The sequence below is a fragment of the Halomonas elongata genome (assembly GCF_029081005.1).
Lineage (GTDB): Bacteria > Pseudomonadota > Gammaproteobacteria > Pseudomonadales > Halomonadaceae > Halomonas > Halomonas elongata_B.
Genome location: NZ_JAJQTQ010000009.1, coordinates 61887 through 81902, shown reverse-complemented (window position 1 = coordinate 81902; position 20016 = coordinate 61887). Strand labels below are relative to the sequence as shown.

The 20016-nt window shown below is 64.7% G+C and carries 22 protein-coding genes; 14 read left to right on the top strand and 8 right to left on the bottom strand.

All coding sequences use genetic code 11. The features are described 5' to 3' along the window. Positions 1 to 104: 104 nt before the first annotated feature. From LU493_RS08840 to LU493_RS08815, 6 genes are all read right to left on the bottom strand, one after another. Positions 105 to 1253, bottom strand: coding sequence for a FliC/FljB family flagellin (locus tag LU493_RS08840; protein WP_275287422.1), 1149 nt, complete (start codon positions 1251 to 1253; stop codon positions 105 to 107). A gap of 244 nt (positions 1254 to 1497) precedes the next feature. Beyond that, positions 1498 to 1917, bottom strand: a complete 420-nt coding sequence (locus tag LU493_RS08835; protein ID WP_275287421.1) for a helix-turn-helix domain-containing protein — start codon at positions 1915 to 1917, stop codon at positions 1498 to 1500. Further along, on the bottom strand, positions 1914 to 2228 hold the full coding sequence (locus LU493_RS08830) for a type II toxin-antitoxin system HigB family toxin (RefSeq protein WP_275287420.1): 315 nt from the start codon (positions 2226 to 2228) through the stop codon (positions 1914 to 1916). Before LU493_RS08830 ends, LU493_RS08835 begins: the two co-directional genes overlap by 4 nt. 118 nt (positions 2229 to 2346) lie before the next feature. Next, the gene (locus LU493_RS08825; RefSeq protein WP_275287419.1) at positions 2347 to 3027 is read right to left on the bottom strand and encodes an RES family NAD+ phosphorylase; all 681 of its coding nucleotides are present in this window, start codon (positions 3025 to 3027) and stop codon (positions 2347 to 2349) included. A gap of 3 nt (positions 3028 to 3030) precedes the next feature. Continuing rightward, positions 3031 to 3483, bottom strand: a complete 453-nt coding sequence (locus tag LU493_RS08820) for an MbcA/ParS/Xre antitoxin family protein (protein WP_275287418.1) — start codon at positions 3481 to 3483, stop codon at positions 3031 to 3033. 50 nt (positions 3484 to 3533) lie between these two features. Then, positions 3534 to 5408 carry a methyl-accepting chemotaxis protein gene (locus tag LU493_RS08815; protein ID WP_275287417.1) on the bottom strand — a complete coding sequence of 625 codons (1875 nt, stop codon included), beginning with the start codon at positions 5406 to 5408 and terminating at the stop codon, positions 3534 to 3536. 188 nt (positions 5409 to 5596) lie between these two features. Between LU493_RS08815 and LU493_RS08810 the strand changes: the two genes are divergently transcribed. Next, complete coding sequence (locus tag LU493_RS08810) at positions 5597 to 5962, top strand: flagellar protein FlaG (RefSeq protein ID WP_275287416.1); 366 nt, start codon at positions 5597 to 5599, stop codon at positions 5960 to 5962. On the opposite strand, the gene fliE is transcribed toward LU493_RS08810, so the two are convergent. Beyond that, on the bottom strand, positions 5959 to 6288 hold the full coding sequence (fliE, locus tag LU493_RS08805; protein ID WP_275287415.1) for a flagellar hook-basal body complex protein FliE: 330 nt from the start codon (positions 6286 to 6288) through the stop codon (positions 5959 to 5961). The genes LU493_RS08810 and fliE overlap by 4 nt on opposite strands. Before the next feature lie 277 nt (positions 6289 to 6565). On the opposite strand from fliE, the gene fliF reads away from it, so the two are divergent. The 13 genes from fliF to fliR all read left to right on the top strand — a co-directional run bounded on the left by fliF (position 6566) and on the right by fliR (position 17876). Beyond that, positions 6566 to 8314, top strand: a complete 1749-nt coding sequence (gene fliF, locus LU493_RS08800) for a flagellar basal-body MS-ring/collar protein FliF (RefSeq protein WP_275287414.1) — start codon at positions 6566 to 6568, stop codon at positions 8312 to 8314. After that, on the top strand, positions 8304 to 9302 hold the full coding sequence (fliG, locus tag LU493_RS08795) for a flagellar motor switch protein FliG (protein WP_275287413.1): 999 nt from the start codon (positions 8304 to 8306) through the stop codon (positions 9300 to 9302). The genes fliF and fliG overlap by 11 nt, the downstream gene beginning before the upstream one ends. Continuing rightward, positions 9295 to 10044, top strand: a complete 750-nt coding sequence (locus LU493_RS08790; RefSeq protein ID WP_275287412.1) for a flagellar assembly protein FliH — start codon at positions 9295 to 9297, stop codon at positions 10042 to 10044. Before fliG ends, LU493_RS08790 begins: the two co-directional genes overlap by 8 nt. Beyond that, positions 10045 to 11442, top strand: coding sequence for a flagellar protein export ATPase FliI (fliI, locus tag LU493_RS08785; protein ID WP_275287411.1), 1398 nt, complete (start codon positions 10045 to 10047; stop codon positions 11440 to 11442). Then, positions 11439 to 11888, top strand: coding sequence for a flagellar export protein FliJ (fliJ, locus tag LU493_RS08780; RefSeq protein WP_275287410.1), 450 nt, complete (start codon positions 11439 to 11441; stop codon positions 11886 to 11888). The genes fliI and fliJ overlap by 4 nt, the downstream gene beginning before the upstream one ends. Positions 11889 to 11910: 22 nt before the next feature. Further along, the gene (locus LU493_RS08775; protein WP_275287409.1) at positions 11911 to 13356 is read left to right on the top strand and encodes a flagellar hook-length control protein FliK; all 1446 of its coding nucleotides are present in this window, start codon (positions 11911 to 11913) and stop codon (positions 13354 to 13356) included. A 150-nt stretch (positions 13357 to 13506) separates the two neighbouring features. Then, positions 13507 to 13986, top strand: coding sequence for a flagellar basal body-associated protein FliL (gene fliL / locus LU493_RS08770; protein ID WP_275287408.1), 480 nt, complete (start codon positions 13507 to 13509; stop codon positions 13984 to 13986). 23 nt (positions 13987 to 14009) lie between these two features. Continuing rightward, positions 14010 to 15053 carry a flagellar motor switch protein FliM gene (fliM, locus tag LU493_RS08765; RefSeq protein ID WP_275287407.1) on the top strand — a complete coding sequence of 348 codons (1044 nt, stop codon included), beginning with the start codon at positions 14010 to 14012 and terminating at the stop codon, positions 15051 to 15053. After that, entirely contained in the window at positions 15046 to 15558 is a 513-nt protein-coding gene (gene fliN, locus LU493_RS08760) for a flagellar motor switch protein FliN (RefSeq protein ID WP_275287406.1), read from the top strand. Before fliM ends, fliN begins: the two co-directional genes overlap by 8 nt. Beyond that, on the top strand, positions 15555 to 15989 hold the full coding sequence (fliO, locus tag LU493_RS08755) for a flagellar biosynthetic protein FliO (protein WP_275287405.1): 435 nt from the start codon (positions 15555 to 15557) through the stop codon (positions 15987 to 15989). Before fliN ends, fliO begins: the two co-directional genes overlap by 4 nt. Continuing rightward, positions 15986 to 16768, top strand: coding sequence for a flagellar type III secretion system pore protein FliP (fliP, locus tag LU493_RS08750; protein ID WP_275287404.1), 783 nt, complete (start codon positions 15986 to 15988; stop codon positions 16766 to 16768). The genes fliO and fliP overlap by 4 nt, the downstream gene beginning before the upstream one ends. 22 nt (positions 16769 to 16790) lie before the next feature. Beyond that, positions 16791 to 17060 carry a flagellar biosynthesis protein FliQ gene (gene fliQ, locus LU493_RS08745; RefSeq protein WP_141319985.1) on the top strand — a complete coding sequence of 90 codons (270 nt, stop codon included), beginning with the start codon at positions 16791 to 16793 and terminating at the stop codon, positions 17058 to 17060. A 15-nt stretch (positions 17061 to 17075) separates the two neighbouring features. Beyond that, positions 17076 to 17876 carry a flagellar biosynthetic protein FliR gene (gene fliR / locus LU493_RS08740; protein ID WP_275287403.1) on the top strand — a complete coding sequence of 267 codons (801 nt, stop codon included), beginning with the start codon at positions 17076 to 17078 and terminating at the stop codon, positions 17874 to 17876. 399 nt (positions 17877 to 18275) lie between these two features. On the opposite strand, the gene LU493_RS08735 is transcribed toward fliR, so the two are convergent. Continuing rightward, positions 18276 to 19310 carry a zinc-dependent alcohol dehydrogenase family protein gene (locus tag LU493_RS08735; RefSeq protein ID WP_275287402.1) on the bottom strand — a complete coding sequence of 345 codons (1035 nt, stop codon included), beginning with the start codon at positions 19308 to 19310 and terminating at the stop codon, positions 18276 to 18278. Between the last annotated feature and the right edge of the window lie 706 nt (positions 19311 to 20016).

Sequence of the window (20016 nt, the reverse complement as noted above, 5' to 3'; positions counted from 1 at the left end):
GGAATACCCGCCAACACGGCAGGCTTTTGCGGCTTCCAGCCACTATGAAAAAAGCGGGCCGGGGGCCCGCTTCGTTACCACGCATCTTGTTGCCTGAAGTGGGCTTAGCCCAGCAGCGACAGGGCGTTCTGCGGCAGCTGGTTGGCCTGGGCCAGCACGGAGGTACCGGCCTGCTGCAGGATCTGGTTGCGGGTCATGTTGGCGACTTCGGTCGCGTAGTCGGCATCCTCGATGCGCGAGCGAGCAGAGGAAAGGTTAGTCTCGTTGGTGCTCAGGTTGGTAATGGCCGAGTCGAAGCGGTTTTGCATAGCACCCAGCTCGGAGCGCAAGCTATCAACATCACCAATTGCTGAATCCAAGGATGCAAGTGGGGTATCTGTACGCTCAGGGGCTGCGACTTCACCTGTAACGATGCTCAAATCCGAAACAAAACCATTAGTATCAAATTCAGCTTCAACATCCGCGGCAACATAGCCTGTGGTGCCATCTTCTAACTGCCCCTTGATATAGAAGTTTCCGTCATCATCCATTTCAAGTGCAGCTGATGTAGTATTAGCTGTAAAGCCATCAATATCGATGGCTTTGGCAGCACCAGTAACACCACCAGCACCCAATACATCGCTGAAGCTTGTCACGCCAGCACTAGAGTAGCTGCTAGCGTCCAGCCCCAACTCCGTGGCCATCGCTCCAGTGTCACCAGTAGTTTGTGCAGGTGTAGAGGTCGGACCATTTACGTTGAAAGTGTCGAGATTCAAGGTGTCTGAGTTAATTTCCTGGAGATTCAGAGTGATCGTCTGGCCATCCTCGGAACCGACCTGAATGGAGATCTCCTGATCGCTGGCCAGCACATCGACGCCGTTGAAGCTGGTCTCTTCGGAGATGCGATCGATCTCGGAGAGGCGCTGACCGATCTCGTCCTGGATGGAGTTCAGGTCTTCCTGGCTGTTGGTGCCGTTCTGGGCCTGGACGGTCAGCTCGCGTACGCGCTGCAGGTTATCGTTGACCTGGTTGAGGGCGCCTTCGGTGGTCTGGGCCACGGAGATGCCATCGTTGGCGTTGCGCTGCGCCTGGCCGAGGCCAGTGATCTGGCTGGACATGCGGTTGGCAATGGCCTGGCCGGCGGCATCGTCGGCGGCGCTGTTGATACGCAGCCCGGAAGACAGACGCTCCATGGAGGTGGACAGCGCGTTCTGAGAGTTGGTCAGGTTCTGCTGACCGATCATCGCAGTGATGTTGGTATTGATTACGGACATGGTGATTTCCTTCCCGTTCTGTTGAGGGCTCCATTGGCCGCCCCGGGGCCATGCCTGGGCTGGGGCCTGCCGCAACGGCGCCGTTGGCCGTTATTCCTTTTAACGGCGGCTTTGGCAGCAACTTTAGGGAAGAGGAAAAAATTTTCCGGGGCGCCAGGCGGGAATACGAGATCCGCCTTGCGCTGCAAAACGCGGCTCGACCCCGTTACGCACGAGTATCGGAGGCGCGCGTCGAGGACGGTACTTATCCGTTGAAGAAGAGGGCTGGGTTTACCCCGAAGCGCCTGGAGAGCGCTTCGATATGGCGGCGGGTGAGGTCACGTCCCTTGCGGTTGAGAATCCGGGAAACCAGCGACTTGCTGCCGATCTCGGGCAGGTCGGCGACACCGAGCCCGTGCTGATCCATCAGGAACCTGAGCATATCCACGGCATCCTGGGACTGAATGCCGGCATTGAACTCGGTGAATGACTCGGAGGCGTTTTCCCACTCCTCGATGGCATCGGTCAGGCGCTCGATGAGGGCGATGTTGTTGTCGACATCGTCGATCAGTTCGTCGACGACGGCCAGCGCCTCCTGATATTCCTCCTCGGAGTGAATGCGTGACAGGAACGGAGCGGCGCGGAAAACGGCCTTGACGTCTTCAAGGCAGGCTCTGGCAGTCATTTATCGGCCTCCTTGGCATACCGGCGACACAGCTTGTCGTATTCGGCATGCGTTGTGATGTGCTTCACGTAAAGAATCTGTTGCTCGAACGAGATGAAGGCGATCAGCCGCAGATTGTTACCAGCGATATCGATGACCCACCAACGATCCTTGTAACGGAAATTGTCCAGGCTCGGGAGTACCCGCTTGAGATCGGCCGGCGATGGGAAGCTCTCGGTCTTCAGCAACTTGTACGTTCTATATATCGAGGGCGCGTCGTTCGGATACGCCCTGGATGCCTCCTCGAAGGCCTTTTTGGTGACGATCCGCATCCTGTCTCCTGACCATTGAGGATAGAATAGGCCGCAAGTTTCCTTTTTGTCAACTTGCATCAAGCTCGTCGCGAAGCCTGATCGAGCACTGTCTGGAAGGCGTTGAAAAAACGCCCCTTTACCGATGCTCGGACACCTCCAGCACGTGGGTGATCGCCTGTTGCCTGCCATCCCATAGATAGCGCAGATGCGGGCCCTGGTCCGGAATGCTGAGGGCGGGCGGCCGAAAGATAGCGGCGCACTCGTGACCGGGGTCGCGAACGCTATGGTAGAGCAACCCGAACGCGCCCGCCTCGCGTCGTCGAGTGGCGAAGGCCTGGGCCTCCCCATAGCGCGCCGGGTCTGGGGCGTGCAACCCGTCATGGCCCTGCCGGATATCCTCCAGCTCCTGGGTGATGGTGTTGATATAGGTCCGCATGGTGATCTCGACAGTGCCCTCCCGAGTGGCCTGTAGAAACTCGGACAGATGGAAGCGCGTCTCGGCGATGGCCGTATCCAGGCGGCTGGCGCAGTAGTAGACCCCGAAGGTGCCGTCGCTGAATCGTGACCGCCTGCCGATATGAGTGAAGGCGACCGTGATAGGCGTCGAGCCGGGCCCGGAGACGCGATCGGCACGAGGCACGCGGGCCAGTTCGCCGGCCTCCTCGAGCAGCCTGTCGTTGGTCATTCCCTCGATGGCGAAGGCGAGTTCCAGGTCCTCGGGATCGAGTGTGTCCTCGAACACATCGATCGGCGGAAAGGCACTGTTGATGACGCGATAGGCGTTGTGCCAGGCGGGCAGGATGCTCGGCAAGCGCAAGGGTCACCCCCTGACGGCATCGAGATACCGGCGCGTATCGGCCAGGTCCACCACGCGCCCCTGAAGCATGTACGCGAGGGCCGATTGACCATTGAAGGGCGCCGCCTCATTGGGCTTGTGCACCCATTCGTAGGCCTTCTCCGGGCTGTTGCTGAACAGGATCCGCAGCGCCTTGTGAATGCCCATCAGGTAGGAAATCCGCTCCATGGTGTCGCGAGGCAGGCGTACCTCGGGCAGCTTCCGATACTTGTGGTAGGTGGTATTGCCGATGCCGCCCAGCAGGGTGCGCTGCTGGGTAACAGAGCACCCCCAGGCCTGCATGATGTTGAAGAAGAACTTGAGCGCGACGCGCCCTGCTTCCGGGGTATTGGTCGCAGGGCGCTGCTGTGCCTGTGCCGCCATCATGGCCGTTTCTCCGGTATCGGACTGAATATCCACATCCGAAGTATAAGCCATATTTTGTCCCTATATGTTATTTCATGTCACCGGGACAAGGACACGACACCTCAGGCGAACGCTTCTTCGGCGTCTTCCTCGACGCGGCGCCGTGCCGGTCGGGCCGGGGCGTCGTCGGCACGACGCTGACTCAGGGTGAAGCCGCCCACGGCGGCGGTCAGACGGTCGGCCTGGTCCTTGAGCTGCTCGGCGGCGGTGGTCGACTCTTCCACCAGGGCGGCGTTCTGCTGGGTCATGCGGTCGAGCTCGGAGACCGCTACGTTGACCTGGCTGATGCCCTCGCTCTGCTCGCCGGTGGCGGCGGTGATCTCGCCGAGCACGTCGGTCACCCGGGTGACGCTCTCGACGATCTCGGCCATGGTCTGGCCGGCCTGGCGTACCTGGTCGGCGCCTTCCTCGGTGCGTTCCACGGAGGTGTCGATCAGGCCCTTGATCTGCTTGGCGGCCTCGGCACTGCGGCTCGCCAGCTGGCGGACCTCGCCGGCCACCACGGCGAAGCCGCGGCCCTGCTCGCCGGCCCGGGCCGCTTCCACCGAGGCGTTGAGCGCCAGCAGGTTGGTCTGGAAGGCGATGCTGTCCATCACGCTAACGATCTCGCTGATCTGCCGCGAAGAGTCGGTGATGCCTTCCATGGTCTCGACTACCTGGTCGACCGCCTCGCCGCCGCGCCGGGCGACATCGGAGGAGGATTCGGCCAGGCCGTTGGCCTGACGCGAGGACTCGGCGGTGTGCTCCACGGTGCTGGTGATTTCCTCCATGGAGGCCGAGGTCTGCTGCAGACTGGAGGCGGCGTTCTCGGTGCGGCGCGACAGGTCCTGCCCGCCGGTGGCGATCTCCGTGGCGGCGACCCGCACCGATTCGCTGCTGTCGCGGATGGTGGTCATCACCTCTTCCATGCGCGACACGAACTGGTTGAAGGCGGTGGCGATCTGCGCCACTTCGTCCTTGCCGTCCGCCGGCAGCCGCCGGGTCAGGTCGCCGCTGCCGCTGGCCACGTTGTCCATGGCATCGCGCACCGCCAGCAGGCGGCGGAAGACGACCCGCAGCAAGGCGCCCAGCAGGATGGCCGCGCCCAGAGCGACCAGCACCAGGGTGATCCCGGAAGCACTCATCACGCCTCGCAGGCCAGCGGTGGCCTCGAACTCGTCCAGGGCCACCACCAGTTGCCAGTCGGTACCGTCGATGGGCTGGCCACGCAGCAGCTTGTCCGACTCGCCCAGCATGACGTGACGCGGTGCCTCGGTGCCGGGCAGTTCGCCCAGTGACACGGCCGTCAGGGCCGGGGATAGCTCGCTGACCGGCTCGAGGCTCATCTCGGGATCGGGATGGGCCACCAGGGTGCCGTCGGCGGACGCCAGGAACGCCAGGCTCGAGGGGGTGGGGGCAATCTGGTCGACGATCTCGACGATGGCATCGATGGCCACGTCGCCGCCGGCCACGGCGACCAGCTTGCCGTCGCGGTAGAAGGGGGTGGCGAAGGTCACCACCAGCTTGTCGGAGGTCGCGTCCTCATAGGGTGCGGTGACCACGGTGGATTCGGCTTCCACGGCCTGGCGATACCAGGGACGCTCGCGCGGGTCGTAGCCCTCCGGGGTCTCGCTGGCCGAGAAGACGACGTCACCATTCGCCGGATCGGCGATATAGGTATTCATGAAGTCCCCGGACACCAGCAGTTGCTCGAGGGCAGGCATGGGGCTTTCGCTGGTCGCTACGGCATCCAGGGCCTCGAGCATGCCGATGCGGGCGTCGACCCATTCCTCGATGGCCTGACCGTTGCCGTGCGCCACGGCCCGAAGGTTCTGGTCGATCTGGCGTTCGTTGTGGGATTCGACGGTGAAGTAACTGGCCGCGCCGTTGATGATCAACGCCACGGCAATCACCGTCAGGGTGGCGATGAGAATACGCAGTCGCAATGAGGTCAGCATGAACACTCTCGTGGATGGGGAGGTTGAGTGACGGTTATCGGCGAGAACCGCGGCGACTTGAGCCCCTCCCGCGGGCCACGATCTCATCGACCGCCTGGACTAAAGAGATGCCAACCCCGGCCGATAACGTTCAGAGTCGCTACCTGCGAGACAAGGAATGATCCACAAGAAAAAGAGGGAGGCTGACGATGACATCGCCACTGACCGATGCGACCTCGACGCAAGGGCATGTCGGCGTCGACACGAACTCGACACGACGACAGGTCGAAGCGGCCCTGGATGCTCTACCCCCGGCGGGCAGCGTGCTCGGCGAGGGCGAAAGCCGCGAGACCGTCAAACGCGGCGAGCTGGTGGCGCCGTTGCAGCGCGTCAATGAGGTGCTTCGCCCCTATGGCGTGGAGTTCGAACTCGACGAGGGAACCACCCGCGTGGTGACACGGCTGGTCGACCGGGAGAGCGGCGAGGTGATCCGCCAGATCCCCGCCGAGGAAGTGCTGCGCGTCGCCGAGCGCATCGAGGAGTTGAGGGGTGGCTTGATCCAGCAGCGGGCCTAGACCCGCATGTTCATGACATCCTTGTAGGCCGAGACCAGTCGGCTACGCACCTGCTTGCCCATCTCGAAGGCCACGCTGGCCTTCTGCACGTCGACCATGACGTCATCGAGTTCCACGCCCGGTTTGCCGGCCTGGAAGTCGCGCGTCTTTTCCGCGGCTTCCTGCTTGAGGGTGTTGATGCGTTCGATGGAGGTCTGCAGCTCGTCGACGAAGCCTCCCTCTCCCACCGTCGTGGAAAGATGCTGTCCCTTGGACGACTGGCCGGCGGCCTGGCTGGCGAGGCTCTGCATCTGGCTCAGGGCCGACTCGAGGGTGGGTGAACTCATTTCGACTCCAGGGTTGGGGGGCCATGTCATCGGCGTCAGGACAGCACTCTCCGATGGTTCAGGCAAAGCCTAGCAGGGCACGACGGCGCATCATGCCACCAAATAACGCGCAAAAATCGGGCTTTTCACACCTTTGGGTCGACGCGCGCCACGGATAATAGCCCCATCAAAGCTCCGCCCCGGACCTTGGGCGGCGAACCGTGATGGACGGAACGCAGTCGATGCCTTCTTCTTTTGACACCCTGGATGCCGGCGCCAAACGAGCGGGGAGGCCCACATGAGTAGTGGCGCATCCGCCACCGGCCGCCAGGACAACCAATCTTCCTCTTCCTTCGCGCGACTGAAACGCCAGTTGCGCGGCAGTCCCCTCGTCCCCCTGCTGATCGCGGGCGCCGCCTCGATCGCGGTGATCGCCGCCCTGCTGCTGTGGGCCAGCGCTCCGCAGTACCGCGTGCTGTACAGCAACCTCAGCGAGGCCGACGGCGGCAGCATCATCGGCGAGCTGGACAGCCGCGGGATTCCCTACCGCTTCAGCCAGGGCGGCCAGGCCCTGATGGTGCCCGGCGAGCAGGTCCACAAGCTGCGCCTGCAGCTTGCCGAGCAGGGCCTGCCGAAGGGCGGCAACGTGGGCCTGGAGCTGATGGAAAACCAGGCCTTCGGCATCAGCCAGTTCGCCGAGCAGGTCAACTACCAGCGCGGCCTCGAGGGCGAGCTGGCGCGCTCCATGGAGTCGCTGGGACCGGTCGCCGGCGCCCGGGTGCACCTGGCGCTGGCCAAGGACTCGGTGTTCGTGCGCCGCCGCGAGCCGGCCAAGGCCTCGGTGGTGCTGACCCTGGAGCCCGGCCGAGCCCTTGGCGAGGGACAGGTCAACGCCATTGCCCACATGGTCTCGAGCAGCGTCCCTGACCTGCCCACCGAAGCGGTCACGGTGGTCGACCAGGACGGGCGCCTGCTGTCGAGCCCGGACGGTGGCTCCACCGGGCTCGACGGCACCCAGCTGGATTACGTCGCCGAGGTGGAACGCAATTATCGGCAACGCATCGAGTCCATCCTCACGCCGATCCTCGGTCGCGACAATGTCCGTGCCCAGGTCACTGCCCAGCTCGACTTCTCCCGGCGCGAGGAAACCGCCGAACGCTACACCCCCAACCAGCCGCCCAACGAGGCGGCGGTACGCAGCCGCCAGACGAGCCTCAACCTCGATGGCGACGACCTGGCCAATGGCATACCGGGCGCGCTGAGCAATACGCCGCCCGGTTACGCCGAATCGCCCATCGCGACATCGGAGGAAGACGGCGAAGACGGAACGGAGGACGAGGAGCAGGGCGCCGACGACGAGGCGACCGACCCGGCCACCCAGTCCCGGCGCCGCCTGAATCGTGACGACGTGATCAACTACGAGGTCGATCGCCAGGTCTCCCACGTGGAGCACCAGCGCGGCCAGGTCGAGCGCCTGTCGGCAGCGGTGGTGATCGATTACCGACAGACCCCTGCCGACCAGCCGGAGGGCGAGCCGACGGTCGCGGCTCTCGACGACGACGAACTGGCCCAGGTGGAACGGCTGGTACGACAGGCGCTGGGCTTCTCGGAGGCGCGCGGCGACCAGGTGACGGTGGTCAACCGCCCCTTCGCCGACGAGGCGTCGCCGGAGACCGAGCTGGCCTGGTGGCAACAGCCCGAGCTGCAGCGTCTGGCCTTCGGCCTGGGCCGCTATCTGCTGGTGGGCCTCGCCCTGCTGCTGCTCTATCTGCTGATCCTGCGTCCGCTGATCCGGCGCTACACCGAACGGCCGCTGCCCGCCGCCGCGCCGCCGGCGCCCAGCGTCGACGCCCGGGTCGGCGATGAGGCCTCGGACGAGGATGCGACGGACGGCGAAGACGAAGCGGCGAGCTACGAGCCGCCCCGACGCCGTCGCAAGGCCTCAGCCTATGAGCAGAACCTCAATGACCTGCGGGAGATGGCCCAGGAGGATCCCCGCATGGTGGCCATGATCGTTCGCGGCTGGATGAACAAGCATGAGCAATAAGATGAGCGGCACACGCCGCAGCGCCATCCTCCTGCTGGCCCTGGACGAGGACAGCGCGGCCGAAGTGTTCAAGCACATGACGGCCAAGGAGGTGCAACAGATCAGCCTGGAAATGGCGATCCTGGAGCAGATCTCTCACGAGGAGATGCGCCAGGTGCTGCAGTACTTCCACGACGAGACCGAGGAGTTCATTGCCCTGAACCTCAACTCCAGCGATCACATTCGCTCGGTGTTGACCAAGGCGCTGGGCAGCGAACGCGCCTCGAGCCTCATCGAGGACGTCATGGAAACCTCCAGCACCAGCACCGGCATCGATGCCCTCAACCTGATGGAAGCTTCCATGGTGGCCGAGCTGATCCGCGACGAGCACCCGCAGATCATCGCCACCATCCTGATCCACCTCGAACGCCATCAGGCCGCCGACGTGCTCGAGATGTTCGATGACAAGCTGCGCAACGATGTGGTGCTGCGCATCGCCACCTTCAGCGGCGTCCAGCCGGCCGCCCTGCAGGAGCTCACCGAGGTGCTGACCAACATGCTCGACGGCCAGAACCTGAAGCGCAGCAAGATGGGCGGCGCCCGCACCGCGGCGGAGATCCTCAACCTGATGAACACCCATCAGGAAGAAGCCGCCATCGATACCGTGCGCTCCCACAACGAGGATCTCGCGCAGAAGATCATCGACGAGATGTTCCTGTTCGAGAACATGCTCGACCTGGACGATCGCAGCATCCAGCTGGTGCTCAAGGAAATCGACTCCAACGCCCTGGTGGTCGCGCTCAAGGGCGCCCCGGAGGCGCTCCTGGAGAAGTTCCTGCGCAACATGTCGCAACGTGCCGCCGACCTGCTGCGCGAGGACATGGATGCCCGCGGGCCGATCCGGGTCTCCCAGGTGGAAACCGAGCAGAAGGCCATCCTGCAGGTGGTTCGCCGCCTGGCCGACGCCGGCGAAGTGGTGCTGAGCGGTGGAGACGAAGCCTATGTCTGACGACGCGCGAAACGCTCGGGACGCCGCCGCGATCTCGACCTGGCGACGCTGGCGCATGGGCGAGTTGCGCGCCGACCGAGAGAACGTCGCCACCGAAGCCGAGGCCCACGCCGCGCAGACGCGCCGCCAGGAGGCCCAGCGCCAGCAGGAAGCCCTCGACGCGCTCCGCGAACAGGTTCGTCGCGACGCCTACGAGGAAGGGCTGCGCCAGGGCCGGGAGGCAGGACATGCCGAAGGCCTCGCCCAGGGGCGCGAAGACGCGCAGCGAGAAGCCGATGCGGCCTTCGAGCGCCGCCTCGAGGAAGAAATCGCGCCCCTGCGGGAACTGACGAGCCAGTTCAACGAGGCGCTGACCTCGCTGGACGACGTCATCGCCGATGACCTGGTCGAGCTCGCCCTGGCCACGGGACGCCAGCTGGCCGGCGAGGCCCTCAAGGCACGACCGCGGCAGGTGCTCGAGCTGGTACGCGCCCTGCTGCACACCGAGCCGCCGCTGGTCGGCCAGCAGCGACTCTGGCTGCATCCCCTGGACCTGCGCCTGGTGGAGAAGACCCTGGGCGATGAACTCGCGGCCGCCGGCTGGCGCCTGCAGCCGGACGACCAGCTCAGTCGCGGCGGCTGCCGGGTGACCAGCGAGAGCGGTGAACTGGACGCCACCTGGGAATCCCGCTGGCAGGCGGTGCGCGATCAGCAGCGCAAGCGCCGGACGCGCCAGACAACCGACGGCGCCACCACGGAGTGAATGATGGACGCGACAGGCCACCTCGACCCTCACCGTGACCACTGGCAGCGCGCGCTGCGCGGCATGCGCGGCCGCGTCGAGGCCCTGCCGACCCGCCGGGCCAGTGGCCGCGTGGTGCGCGCCACCGGCATGGTGATCGAGGTCGTCGGCCTGCGGGTCGCCCTCGGCAATGCCTGTCGCATCGAACTGCCCGACGTGCCCGGACAACCGGCGACCCGCTACGCCGAGGCCGAGGTGGTCGGTTTCTCCGGCGACCGGCTGTTCCTGATGCCGCTGGCCGGTCTGTCCGGCCTGATGCCCGGTGCCCGGGTCCACCCTCTGGGCGAAAGCACCGGCGACGCCGCGCGGCGTTTCCCGATCGGCGAGGCCCTGCTGGGCCGGGTGGTGGACGGCAACGGCGAGCCACTGGACGACCTCGGCCCGCTGGATGACTCGCCGCGCGCGCCCCTGGCGCAGCCCCCCTTCAACCCCCTGGCGCGGGCCCCGATCGACACCCAGATCGACGTCGGCATCCGCGCCATCAATGCCCTGCTCAGCGTCGGCCGCGGCCAGCGCATGGGGCTGTTCGCCGGCTCCGGCGTCGGCAAGTCGGTGCTGCTGGGCATGATGGCCCGCTATACCCGCGCCGACGTCATCGTGGTCGGCCTGATCGGCGAGCGCGGCCGCGAGGTCCAGGACTTCATCGACAACATCCTCGGCGCCCATGGCCGAGAGCGTGCCGTAGTGGTCGCGGCCCCCGCCGATACCTCGCCGCTGCAACGCCTCCAGGGCGCCTCCTACGCCACCCGGCTCGCCGAGGGTTTCCGTGACCAGGGGCGCGACGTCCTGCTGATCATGGACTCGCTGACGCGCTACGCCATGGCGCAGCGCGAGATCGCCCTGGCCATCGGCGAGCCGCCGGCCACCAAGGGCTATCCGCCTTCGGTCTTCGCCAAGCTGCCGAACCTGGTGGAGCGCGCCGGCAACGCCGAGCGCGGCGGCGGCTCGATCACCGCCTTCTACACCGTCCTGACCGAGGGTGACGACCAGCAGGACCCCATCGCCGACTCGGCACGCGCCATCCTCGACGGCCACGTGGTGCTGTCCCGCGTGCTGGCCGAGGCCGGCCACTATCCGGCCATCGATATCGAGGCCTCCATCAGCCGGGCGATGAACGCCGTCATCGACGACAACCAGCGACGCCAGGCCCAGCGTTTCAAGGGCCTCTTCTCACGCTATCAGCGCAACCGCGACCTGATCAGCGTCGGTGCCTACCATCCGGGCAACGACGAACGGCTCGACGACGCCGTGCGCCGCTACCCGGACCTGGAGGCCTTCCTGCAACAGGACATCGACGAATGCGCCGACCTCGAGGCCTCGCGCCTCGCCCTGGCCGGCGTATCGGGAGGCACGCCATGAGCCGCACACCACTGGACACCCTGACCGAAATGGCCCGCCAGGCCCGCGACCAGGCCGGACAGCGCCTGGCCGGCGACCGCCGCGACGCCCAGCAGGTCGCCGAACAGCTGGAGGCCCTGCAACGCTACCGCGCCGAGTACGCCGCGCGGCTGCAGACGGCCCTGCGCGAGGGGATCGACCCGGCCTCCATGCACAACTACCAGCGCTTCCTGGCCTCGCTCGACGACGCCCTGGAACGCGCCCGCCAGGCCCTGGGCGAACAGCAGCGCCGCGTCGACCAGAGCCAGCAACACTGGCAGAGCGAGCAGCGTCGGCTGCGTTCCTACGACACCCTGGCCGAGCGCCGTGACGCCTCGCGCCGGCGCACCGAGCAGCGACGCGAACAACGCGCCAGCGACGATCTGGTGAACAGCACACGGCAACGGGCGCCTCTGTTCGGGGGCTGAGACGAACATCAAGGAGACATTGATGGATACCCTACCGCGACTCATGGGCGCGCTCGGCAAGGACGCCTCGACCGACACCTCAGGCGCCGGCGCCAAGGCCGACGCTTCCGAACGAGGCGCCTTCGCCGAGGCCATGGCATCACTCTCACCCTCGGGCGGCGGGCTCGAGGCGCCGCCACGGCGGCTGGACGACGGGCATGGCGGTGCCTCCGATGCCGCTGCAGACGGTGCCGCCACGGCCGAGACCGCGACGCTGGTGCAGCACGCCAATGACTGGACGCAACGGATCGACACGGCCACCCCCGAGCCGGGCACCTCCGGGGATTCCCCGCCCTCGCCCGAGCTGACGGCCGCCATGGAGCGCCTGCTGTTGATCGAACAGGCCGGCACCCAGGCCGCGACACAAGGCCCCGGGCAAGCGGCCCAGAGTGCCCAGGCCGTGGTGGCCGCGCCGGCCTCGGGTCAGCTGGAAGCGGCAGCCCGGCTCCGCGGGGATGCCGCCATGCCTCAGAAGGGGCTCGCTCCCGAGAACCTCTCGCGGGCAAACCTTTCTCGGGAAGGGCTAGCTCGAGAAGGGCTAGCTCGGGAAGGACTCGCGCAGGGCGGCATGCCACGGGTCGACATGTCACAACAGGCCGTATCGCGAGACGCCATTCGGCAAGCCACCGTCGCTCGGCAGGCCGGTACCCCGTTCGATGCGGCCATGACGCGCGAGGCACGCGCCGCTGCGGAGGCGCTCCGTCCGGCCACGACCTCCGGCGAGCTGCCCTCGGCCCGGATGCAGGCCCAGGCCCCGGAACAACGGCCGAGCCCGATCGCCCAGGCGGTTTCCTCCGCCCTCGCGGTGGCGCAACGCGACCCGGCGGACGCCACGGCCTTCGTGCCGACGCGGGGCGACGCCGGCGCGGCCTCGCCACTGCTCGACACGACCACCTCAGCCGCGATGCCGGCCCAGCATGCCGGTACCGGTGGCCCCGGCCAGGGAACGTCATCCCTGGCCAGCGCCGCCACGACACCCGCCCAGGCCAGCCTGACCGCTCCGGTGGGCAGTCAGGACTGGACCCAGCAACTGGGGCGACAGTTACTGCGCTTCAGCCAGGGAAGTGGCGAGCAGCGTATCGAAATGCGCCTCCACCCAGCCGAGCTGGGCCCGCTCTCGGTCTCCCTGAAGATTGGCGACCAGGGGGCCCACGCCCAGTTCCTCTCCGCCCACGCGCCGGTTCGACAGGCCCTGGAGCAGGCCATACCGCAACTGCGCGAGGCCCTGGCGGAGCAGGGCATCACCCTCGGCGAGACCTCGGTGGGCGAGCACCAGCAGGGTAGCGCCGACGACACGGGCAGCGGCCTTGCCGGCAGCGGCCCGGGCCTGCCCGGAGCCGATGACGACCCGGCCGGCGGCGAAGTCGCCACCGACCGGCAAGCGCCCCTGGAGATGCCTCTGGATGGGCGAGTCGACCTCTACGCCTGAGAGGGCATCGATAACTTGCTGCTCTCGAGCCGAAGCTCGAGCAAAAACCCAAGATAGGCCCATTCACTGGGCCTGTTCGTTTCATCATGGCCGACCTCGAGTCGGCATAATCCCCCACACATTGACCCTCATCGACAAACAGGAGCGGTAATGGCGACATCCGGAGGCGGCTCGCGAAAGCTGCTGTGGTTGCTGGTGGTATTGGTCGTCCTGAGCCTGTCGGCCGCCGCCACGGCACTGTTCATGCTGTTTACCCAGCAGGGGGGCATGGAACAGGCCCGTGCAGAAGAACCCGCGGCCATCGAGTATCAGGAGCCGATCTTCGTCGAGATCGACCCCTTCACCGTCAACCTGGCCGAGGATAACTATGGTGCCCGGCTGCTCTATGCCGGCATTTCACTGAAGGTGACCGACACACGGAGTCGCGAACTGCTCGAAACCCACATGCCGCAGGTGCGCAGCCGGCTGTTGACCCTGCTCTCGGGCCAGCAGGCAGAGGATCTGACGTCGGCAAACGGCAAGAAGCGCCTGACCGACCAGATCATCGCCGCGCTCGAGGCCCCGATGTCGGAGACACAGCCCGACCTCGCCATCGAGGATGTGCTCTTTACCGAATTCATCGTGCAATAGCGGCGAGGTCGCGGAGTCACCCCATGTCTCAGGACGATCTGCTGTCCCAGGATGAAATCGACGCCCTGCTCAAGGGCGTCAGCGGAGATGATGAGCCCAGTGGCGGCGGCGGCAACACCCCCAAGGTGCGCCCCTTCGATCCGGCCTCCCAGCACCGCATCATCCGTGAACGCCTGCATACGCTGGATATCATCAACGAGCGCTTCGCTCGTCATTTCCGCATGGGCCTGTTCAACCTGCTCCGGCGCAGCGCCGATATCACCGTGGACTCGGTGCGCTATCAGAGTTACAGCGAGTTCTCGCGCAACGTTCCGGTCCCCACCAACATCAACATGATCGCCATGAAGCCGCTGAAGGGCTCTGCGCTCATCGTCTTTCCACCCAACCTGGTGTTCATGGTGGTGGACAACCTGTTCGGTGGTGACGGCCGCTTCCTGGCCAAGTCGGAGGGGCGGGAGTTCACCAACACCGAACAGCGCATCATCCAGCGCATGCTGCGCCTGGCCATCGAGGCGTACAGCGAATCCTGGCGCTCGGTCTACCCGCTCGAGATCAGTTTCCTGCGCTCCGAGATGCAGGCGAAGTTCGCCAACATCACCAATTCGCCCAACGAGATCGTGGTCAACACCAGCTTCAATCTCGAGGTGGGCAACCTGGCCAGCAGCTTCCAGGTATGCATGCCCTATTCGATGATCGAGCCGTTGCGCGACCTGCTCACCAACCCCTTGAGCGATGGCCACCAGGATCAGGACGGCACCTGGACGCGGCGCATGGCCGGCGAGATTCGCCATTCGGCGGTCGAGCTGGTCGCCGACTTCGCCGACCTCCCCTCGCGAATCTCCGATGTGACGAAGCTCGAGGTGGGCGACATCCTGCCCCTGGAGCTGCCCGAAACGGTGACCGCCAAGGTGGATGGCGTGCCGGTCATGGAGTGCGAGTACGGCAGCCAGCACGGCCAGCGGGCACTGCGCGTATTGCGCCTGTTCGACCACGCCGCCGACCACGCGCCGTCCGATTCCTTCGTCAAGGCGTCCGAGCCGAAACCCGAGGACCCCCATCATGACTGACCCCAACAAGCCCGATAAGAACGTCGGCGACGACGACTGGGCCGACGCCATGTCGGAACAGGAGGGCGACAGCGCGTCCGAGGATGCCGCGGAGCAGGCGGATCCCTGGGCCGAGGCCCTGGCCGAGCAGGAAGCCGCCGAGGGTGCCGATACCGAGGCGTCCGACACATCGCCGGAGACCGCACGTGCCGCCGGCGACAGTGTCTTCCAGCCGTTGGAACAGGGCGACAACGCCTCCTTGCCCCGCGACCTTGAAATGATCATGGATATCCCGGTCAAGCTGACCGTGGAGCTGGGGCGCACTCGCCTGACCATCAAGCAACTGCTCGAACTGGCCCAGGGCTCGGTGATCGAGCTCGAGGGACTGGCCGGCGAGCCCATGGATATCCTGATCAATGGCTACCTGATCGCCCAGGGCGAGGTGGTGGTCGTCGAAGACAAGTACGGCATCCGTATCACCGAGATCATCACGCCGTCCGAACGGGTCCAGAAGCTGAACCGATGAGCCAGAACGCCGAGCTCGACGGCGCCGTCGCCGATGGCATCGCCCAGGGAGGCGATGCCCTGATCGGCATGGCGACCCTGGGCAAGACGGTCGCTGCCCTGGCGCTCGTCATCGCCATCATCCTGATCTGCAACCACCTGCTGCGCCGCCTCGGCGGCAGTGGCACGGGCCGGGGACCGCGCCCGAAGCTCATCGGCGGCACCAATGTGGGCAACCGCGAGCGGGTGGTGATCGTCGAGGTCGAATCCACCTGGCTGGTGCTCGGTGTCGGCGGCGGCCAGGTCAACAAGCTGCATGAACTGCCGGCGCCGCAGGATGAGGCCCCATCGGCCGCCACGGATACCGACGACGGCGGCTTTGCCAGGCGCTTCGCACGGGCGCTGCGCCAGCAAGCCACGGGACGCGATGACGGGCCGCGGGGGACGTCATGACCGGCACGCCACATCGCTCCTGGCGCTTCTCTCTGCTGCTTCTGCTGACACTGTGCTTGCTGGCGTTGTGCCTGCTGGCCCTGCCCTCCCCGGCGCTGGCCCAACAGATTCCCGGCATCATTAGCGAGCCCATGGAAGACGGTGGCCAGAAGTGGTCGCTGTCGCTGCAGACCCTGTTGCTGCTCAGCTCCATGGCCTTCCTGCCGGCGGCCTTGCTGATGATGACCAGTTTCACCCGCATCATCATCGTGCTGAGCCTGCTGCGCACCGCCATGGGCACCCAGGCCACGCCGCCCAATCAGATCCTGCTGGGGCTGGCACTGTTCCTGACGTTCTTCATCATGGCGCCGGTCTTCGGCGAGGTGCATGCCCAGGCCTGGGTGCCGCTGTCCAACGGCGACATCAACTTCCCCGAGTTCCTGAACCAGGCCCAGGGCCCGCTGCGGGAATTCATGATGGCCCAGACCCGGGAACCCGATCTGGCATTGTTCGCTCGCCTGGCCGACATCGGCGAGATGCAGGGCCCGGCGGACGTCCCCTTGCGTGTCCTGGTGCCGTCCTTCGTGACCAGCGAGCTGAAGACGGCCTTCCAGATCGGTTTCACCATCTTCATTCCCTTCCTGATCATCGACCTGGTGGTGGCCAGCACCCTGATGTCGCTGGGCATGATGATGGTGCCGCCGATCACCATCTCGCTGCCGTTCAAGCTGATGCTGTTCGTGCTGGTCGATGGCTGGCAGCTGCTGATCGGCTCGCTGGCGGAAAGTTTCTATCTCTGACGCCCGACCCGAGGAGGCACGCATGACACCCGAGACGGTTATGACCATTGCCTACCAGGGCATGCGCGTCACCCTGCTGCTGGCCGGCCCCTTGCTGCTGACGGCACTGCTCACCGGCCTGCTGGTAAGCCTGTTCCAGGCGGCCACCCAGATCAACGAAATGACGCTGTCGTTCATTCCCAAGATCCTGGCGGTCTTCGCCGTGCTGGTGCTGGCCGGCCCCTGGCTGCTCAAGCTGATCACCAACTTCACCCGGGAGCTGTTCAGCAACATCCCGACGCTCATTTCCTGACAGCGGACGCCCGGCATGGTCGAGGTCACCTTCGCCCAACTGCACGGCTGGCTGGTCGCCTTCCTGTGGCCCTTCGCCAGGATCACGGGCTTGATGCTCAGCTCGCCGTTGTGGGGGCATTCCGGCGTACCGCGCCAGGTCAAGATTGCGCTGGCCGGCGCGCTGACGGTGGTGATCGCGCCCATCCTGCCGCCGATGCCGGACGTGCCGATCGTCTCCTGGGAGGGGCTCGGCATCCTGGCGGAGCAACTGTTGATCGGCGCGGCCATGGGCCTGGTCATGCGCGTGACCCTGGCGGTGGTGCAAGCCACCGGCGAGTTCATCGGCCTGCAGATGGGGCTGGCCTTCGCCACCTTCTTCGACCCTTCCAGCGGCACCAACATGATGGTGCTCTCGCGACTGCTCTACATGATCACGTTGCTGATGTTTCTGGCCTTCGACGTGCATCTGGTAGTGCTCGAGGTCCTGGCCAACAGCTTTCGTACCCTGCCCATCGGCATGGGGCGCTTCGACCCCGAAGCCTTCATGATGCTGGCCCGCTACGGCGGCACCATCTTCACCTCGGGCATGCTGCTGGCCCTCCCGCTGGTGGCCTCGCTGCTGATCATCAACCTCTCGCTGGGCATCCTCAATCGTGCGGCGCCGCAGCTCACGGTGTTCAATATCGGCTTTCCCACCTCGCTGACGGTGGGCATCATCCTGTTGATGGTGCTGATGACCGACCTCGACCGTTTCCTCGAGCGACTCTTCGGCCAGGGCATCGATGCCCTGCGGGGGCTGCTCGATGTCCTGGCGTCCCTGCCGCCGGCCGGCTGAACCGGCATGAAAAAAACCCAGGCCGGTCAAGTTCACTCGACCCACCGATTCAACTCAGCTAACTGATCCTCAGTCACATCACAGGAACGGCTGGCCAACCTCGCTTTGCCATGCCACCTCCAGACAGAGTACCGAATAGTGGCATCAGCGCAGGCGCTATTTACGATGCTTACTTGAAAGACACACGTTAGGATGGGCAAGACGACACCATTTCCATGGAATTCCCTCAGAGGGTGTCTACAAAACCCTGGACGATTCAATCACTATTCAACTTGTAATACTTCCCTTTCCTACCAAACCGTGAGGTTCGAACCAAAAGAAGTATCAGTGCCCCATAGGCGGCACCCCTCTAGCCTGAATAATATTGCTGTCGCCCGTATGCGGCGGGGTAATATCTTTCTACTTTTCGGCGGTGAGCAGTATCTTGATAGCTTTTTCAGACGCAGCTCTCGAGAACACGTCATAAGCTTGCTCGATATCATTGAGCGCAAGCCGATGGGTGACCAGACTCTCGGCATCAATGCCACCGGATTCAAGGAAGCGCATCAGCACAGGGATAGTGTTGGTATTCACCAGCCCCGTACGTATGGTGACATTCTTTATCCAAAGATCCTCGAGACGAAACTCGACACTGTGACCATGGACACCAATGTTAGCAAGGCGGCCACCAGGACGGAGGATACGCTGACACACATCAAAGGTTTCTGGAATACCCACCGCTTCCATGGCGACATCCACACCCTCGCCGTCAGTCATCTTCAGCACGGTTTCCACGGGGTCAACGGCGATGGTATCGGTTGCTCCAAGTTGGCGTGCCACGGCCAGGCGGTTTTCGTCAGGATCGACCACGATGATGCGGGCCGGAGAATAGAAGCGAGACGTCAACAAGGCGGCCAGACCTATGGGCCCAGCCCCGATGATGGCAATGGTATCGCCCAGACGGACCTCACCATTGAGCGCACCGATTTCATGTCCGGTGGGCAGGATGTCGCTCAGCATGAGCGCCGCCGCAGGCTCGAGTCCAGGTGGTAAGCGATAGAGACTATTATCGGCATGCGGAATGCGAACATATTCAGCCTGCGTACCATCGATCAGATGGCCGAGAACCCAGCCTCCATCACGACAGTGGGAATACATTGCCTGTTTGCAATAGTCGCAGCGACCGCAGGATGTGATACAGGAAATGAGAACATGATCGCCTTCCCTTAGATTGGCCACGCCCTCGCCTATTTCTTCGATGACACCGATACCTTCGTGCCCAAGGATCCTGCCAGGCGCCACGGCAGGTACATCCCCTTTCAGGATATGCAGGTCCGTACCACAGATCGTGGTATGGGTAATCCTTACCACAGCATCGGTAGGGGCCTCGATCGCCGGCTTTGGTCTGTCTATCCAGGCACGCTGACCACCCCCTTCATATACGAGCGCTTTCATCGTTGTCGTACTCCACGAGCGTCACTATCCACAGGACCGTATATTGTTGGCTCGGCAGGCTGAAACGATGCCAGTCGCAGCTACATTTCACGATATGTAAAAGCAGCATAGCAGATGCTCCAATGTATGGCTTGACCGCTGTCAAGGCCTATGAGGCATAGACGTAAGGCCCCAAGCAGCCGATATCGATAGCGCCCGACCTGGCGATCCTCGCTCCCCCTGCCGATACCGTTTCAGACCTGATTCGTGAAGCCGGTACGCAAGATGCCGTGCCGTGGTCGTGATCTCGGCAGGCTTTGGCAAGGCCGTGAATAAAGATGGCGATGCACTGATGCCGCCGGCCGGCTGAGCCGGCATGAAAAAAACCCAGGCCGGGAAGCCTGGGCGGGACAAGGGGCCATGGAGTCCAAACGTTCTACCATGGCCGACAGGGAAGCTCGGGAAAACTCTCCCTTAGGGATTAGGGAAGCGCTGAACAAATCGACGAGCGGAGCGAAGGCTAGGCCCGTTCCCGACGGGCCATCGCATTTCCCACATCCATGTGGGTCACGCAAGGCGCACGGAGCACAGCACCGAGCGGAGCGACAAACATCCGAAGGATGGCCCCGAAGGGGCGAGAAACCGGAGGTTTCGAGTCAACCGGAGCCTATGGGGTATAGGTGAGGATTCCGAGCACCGCGCACAAATTCGCCGGGAGCGAATTTGA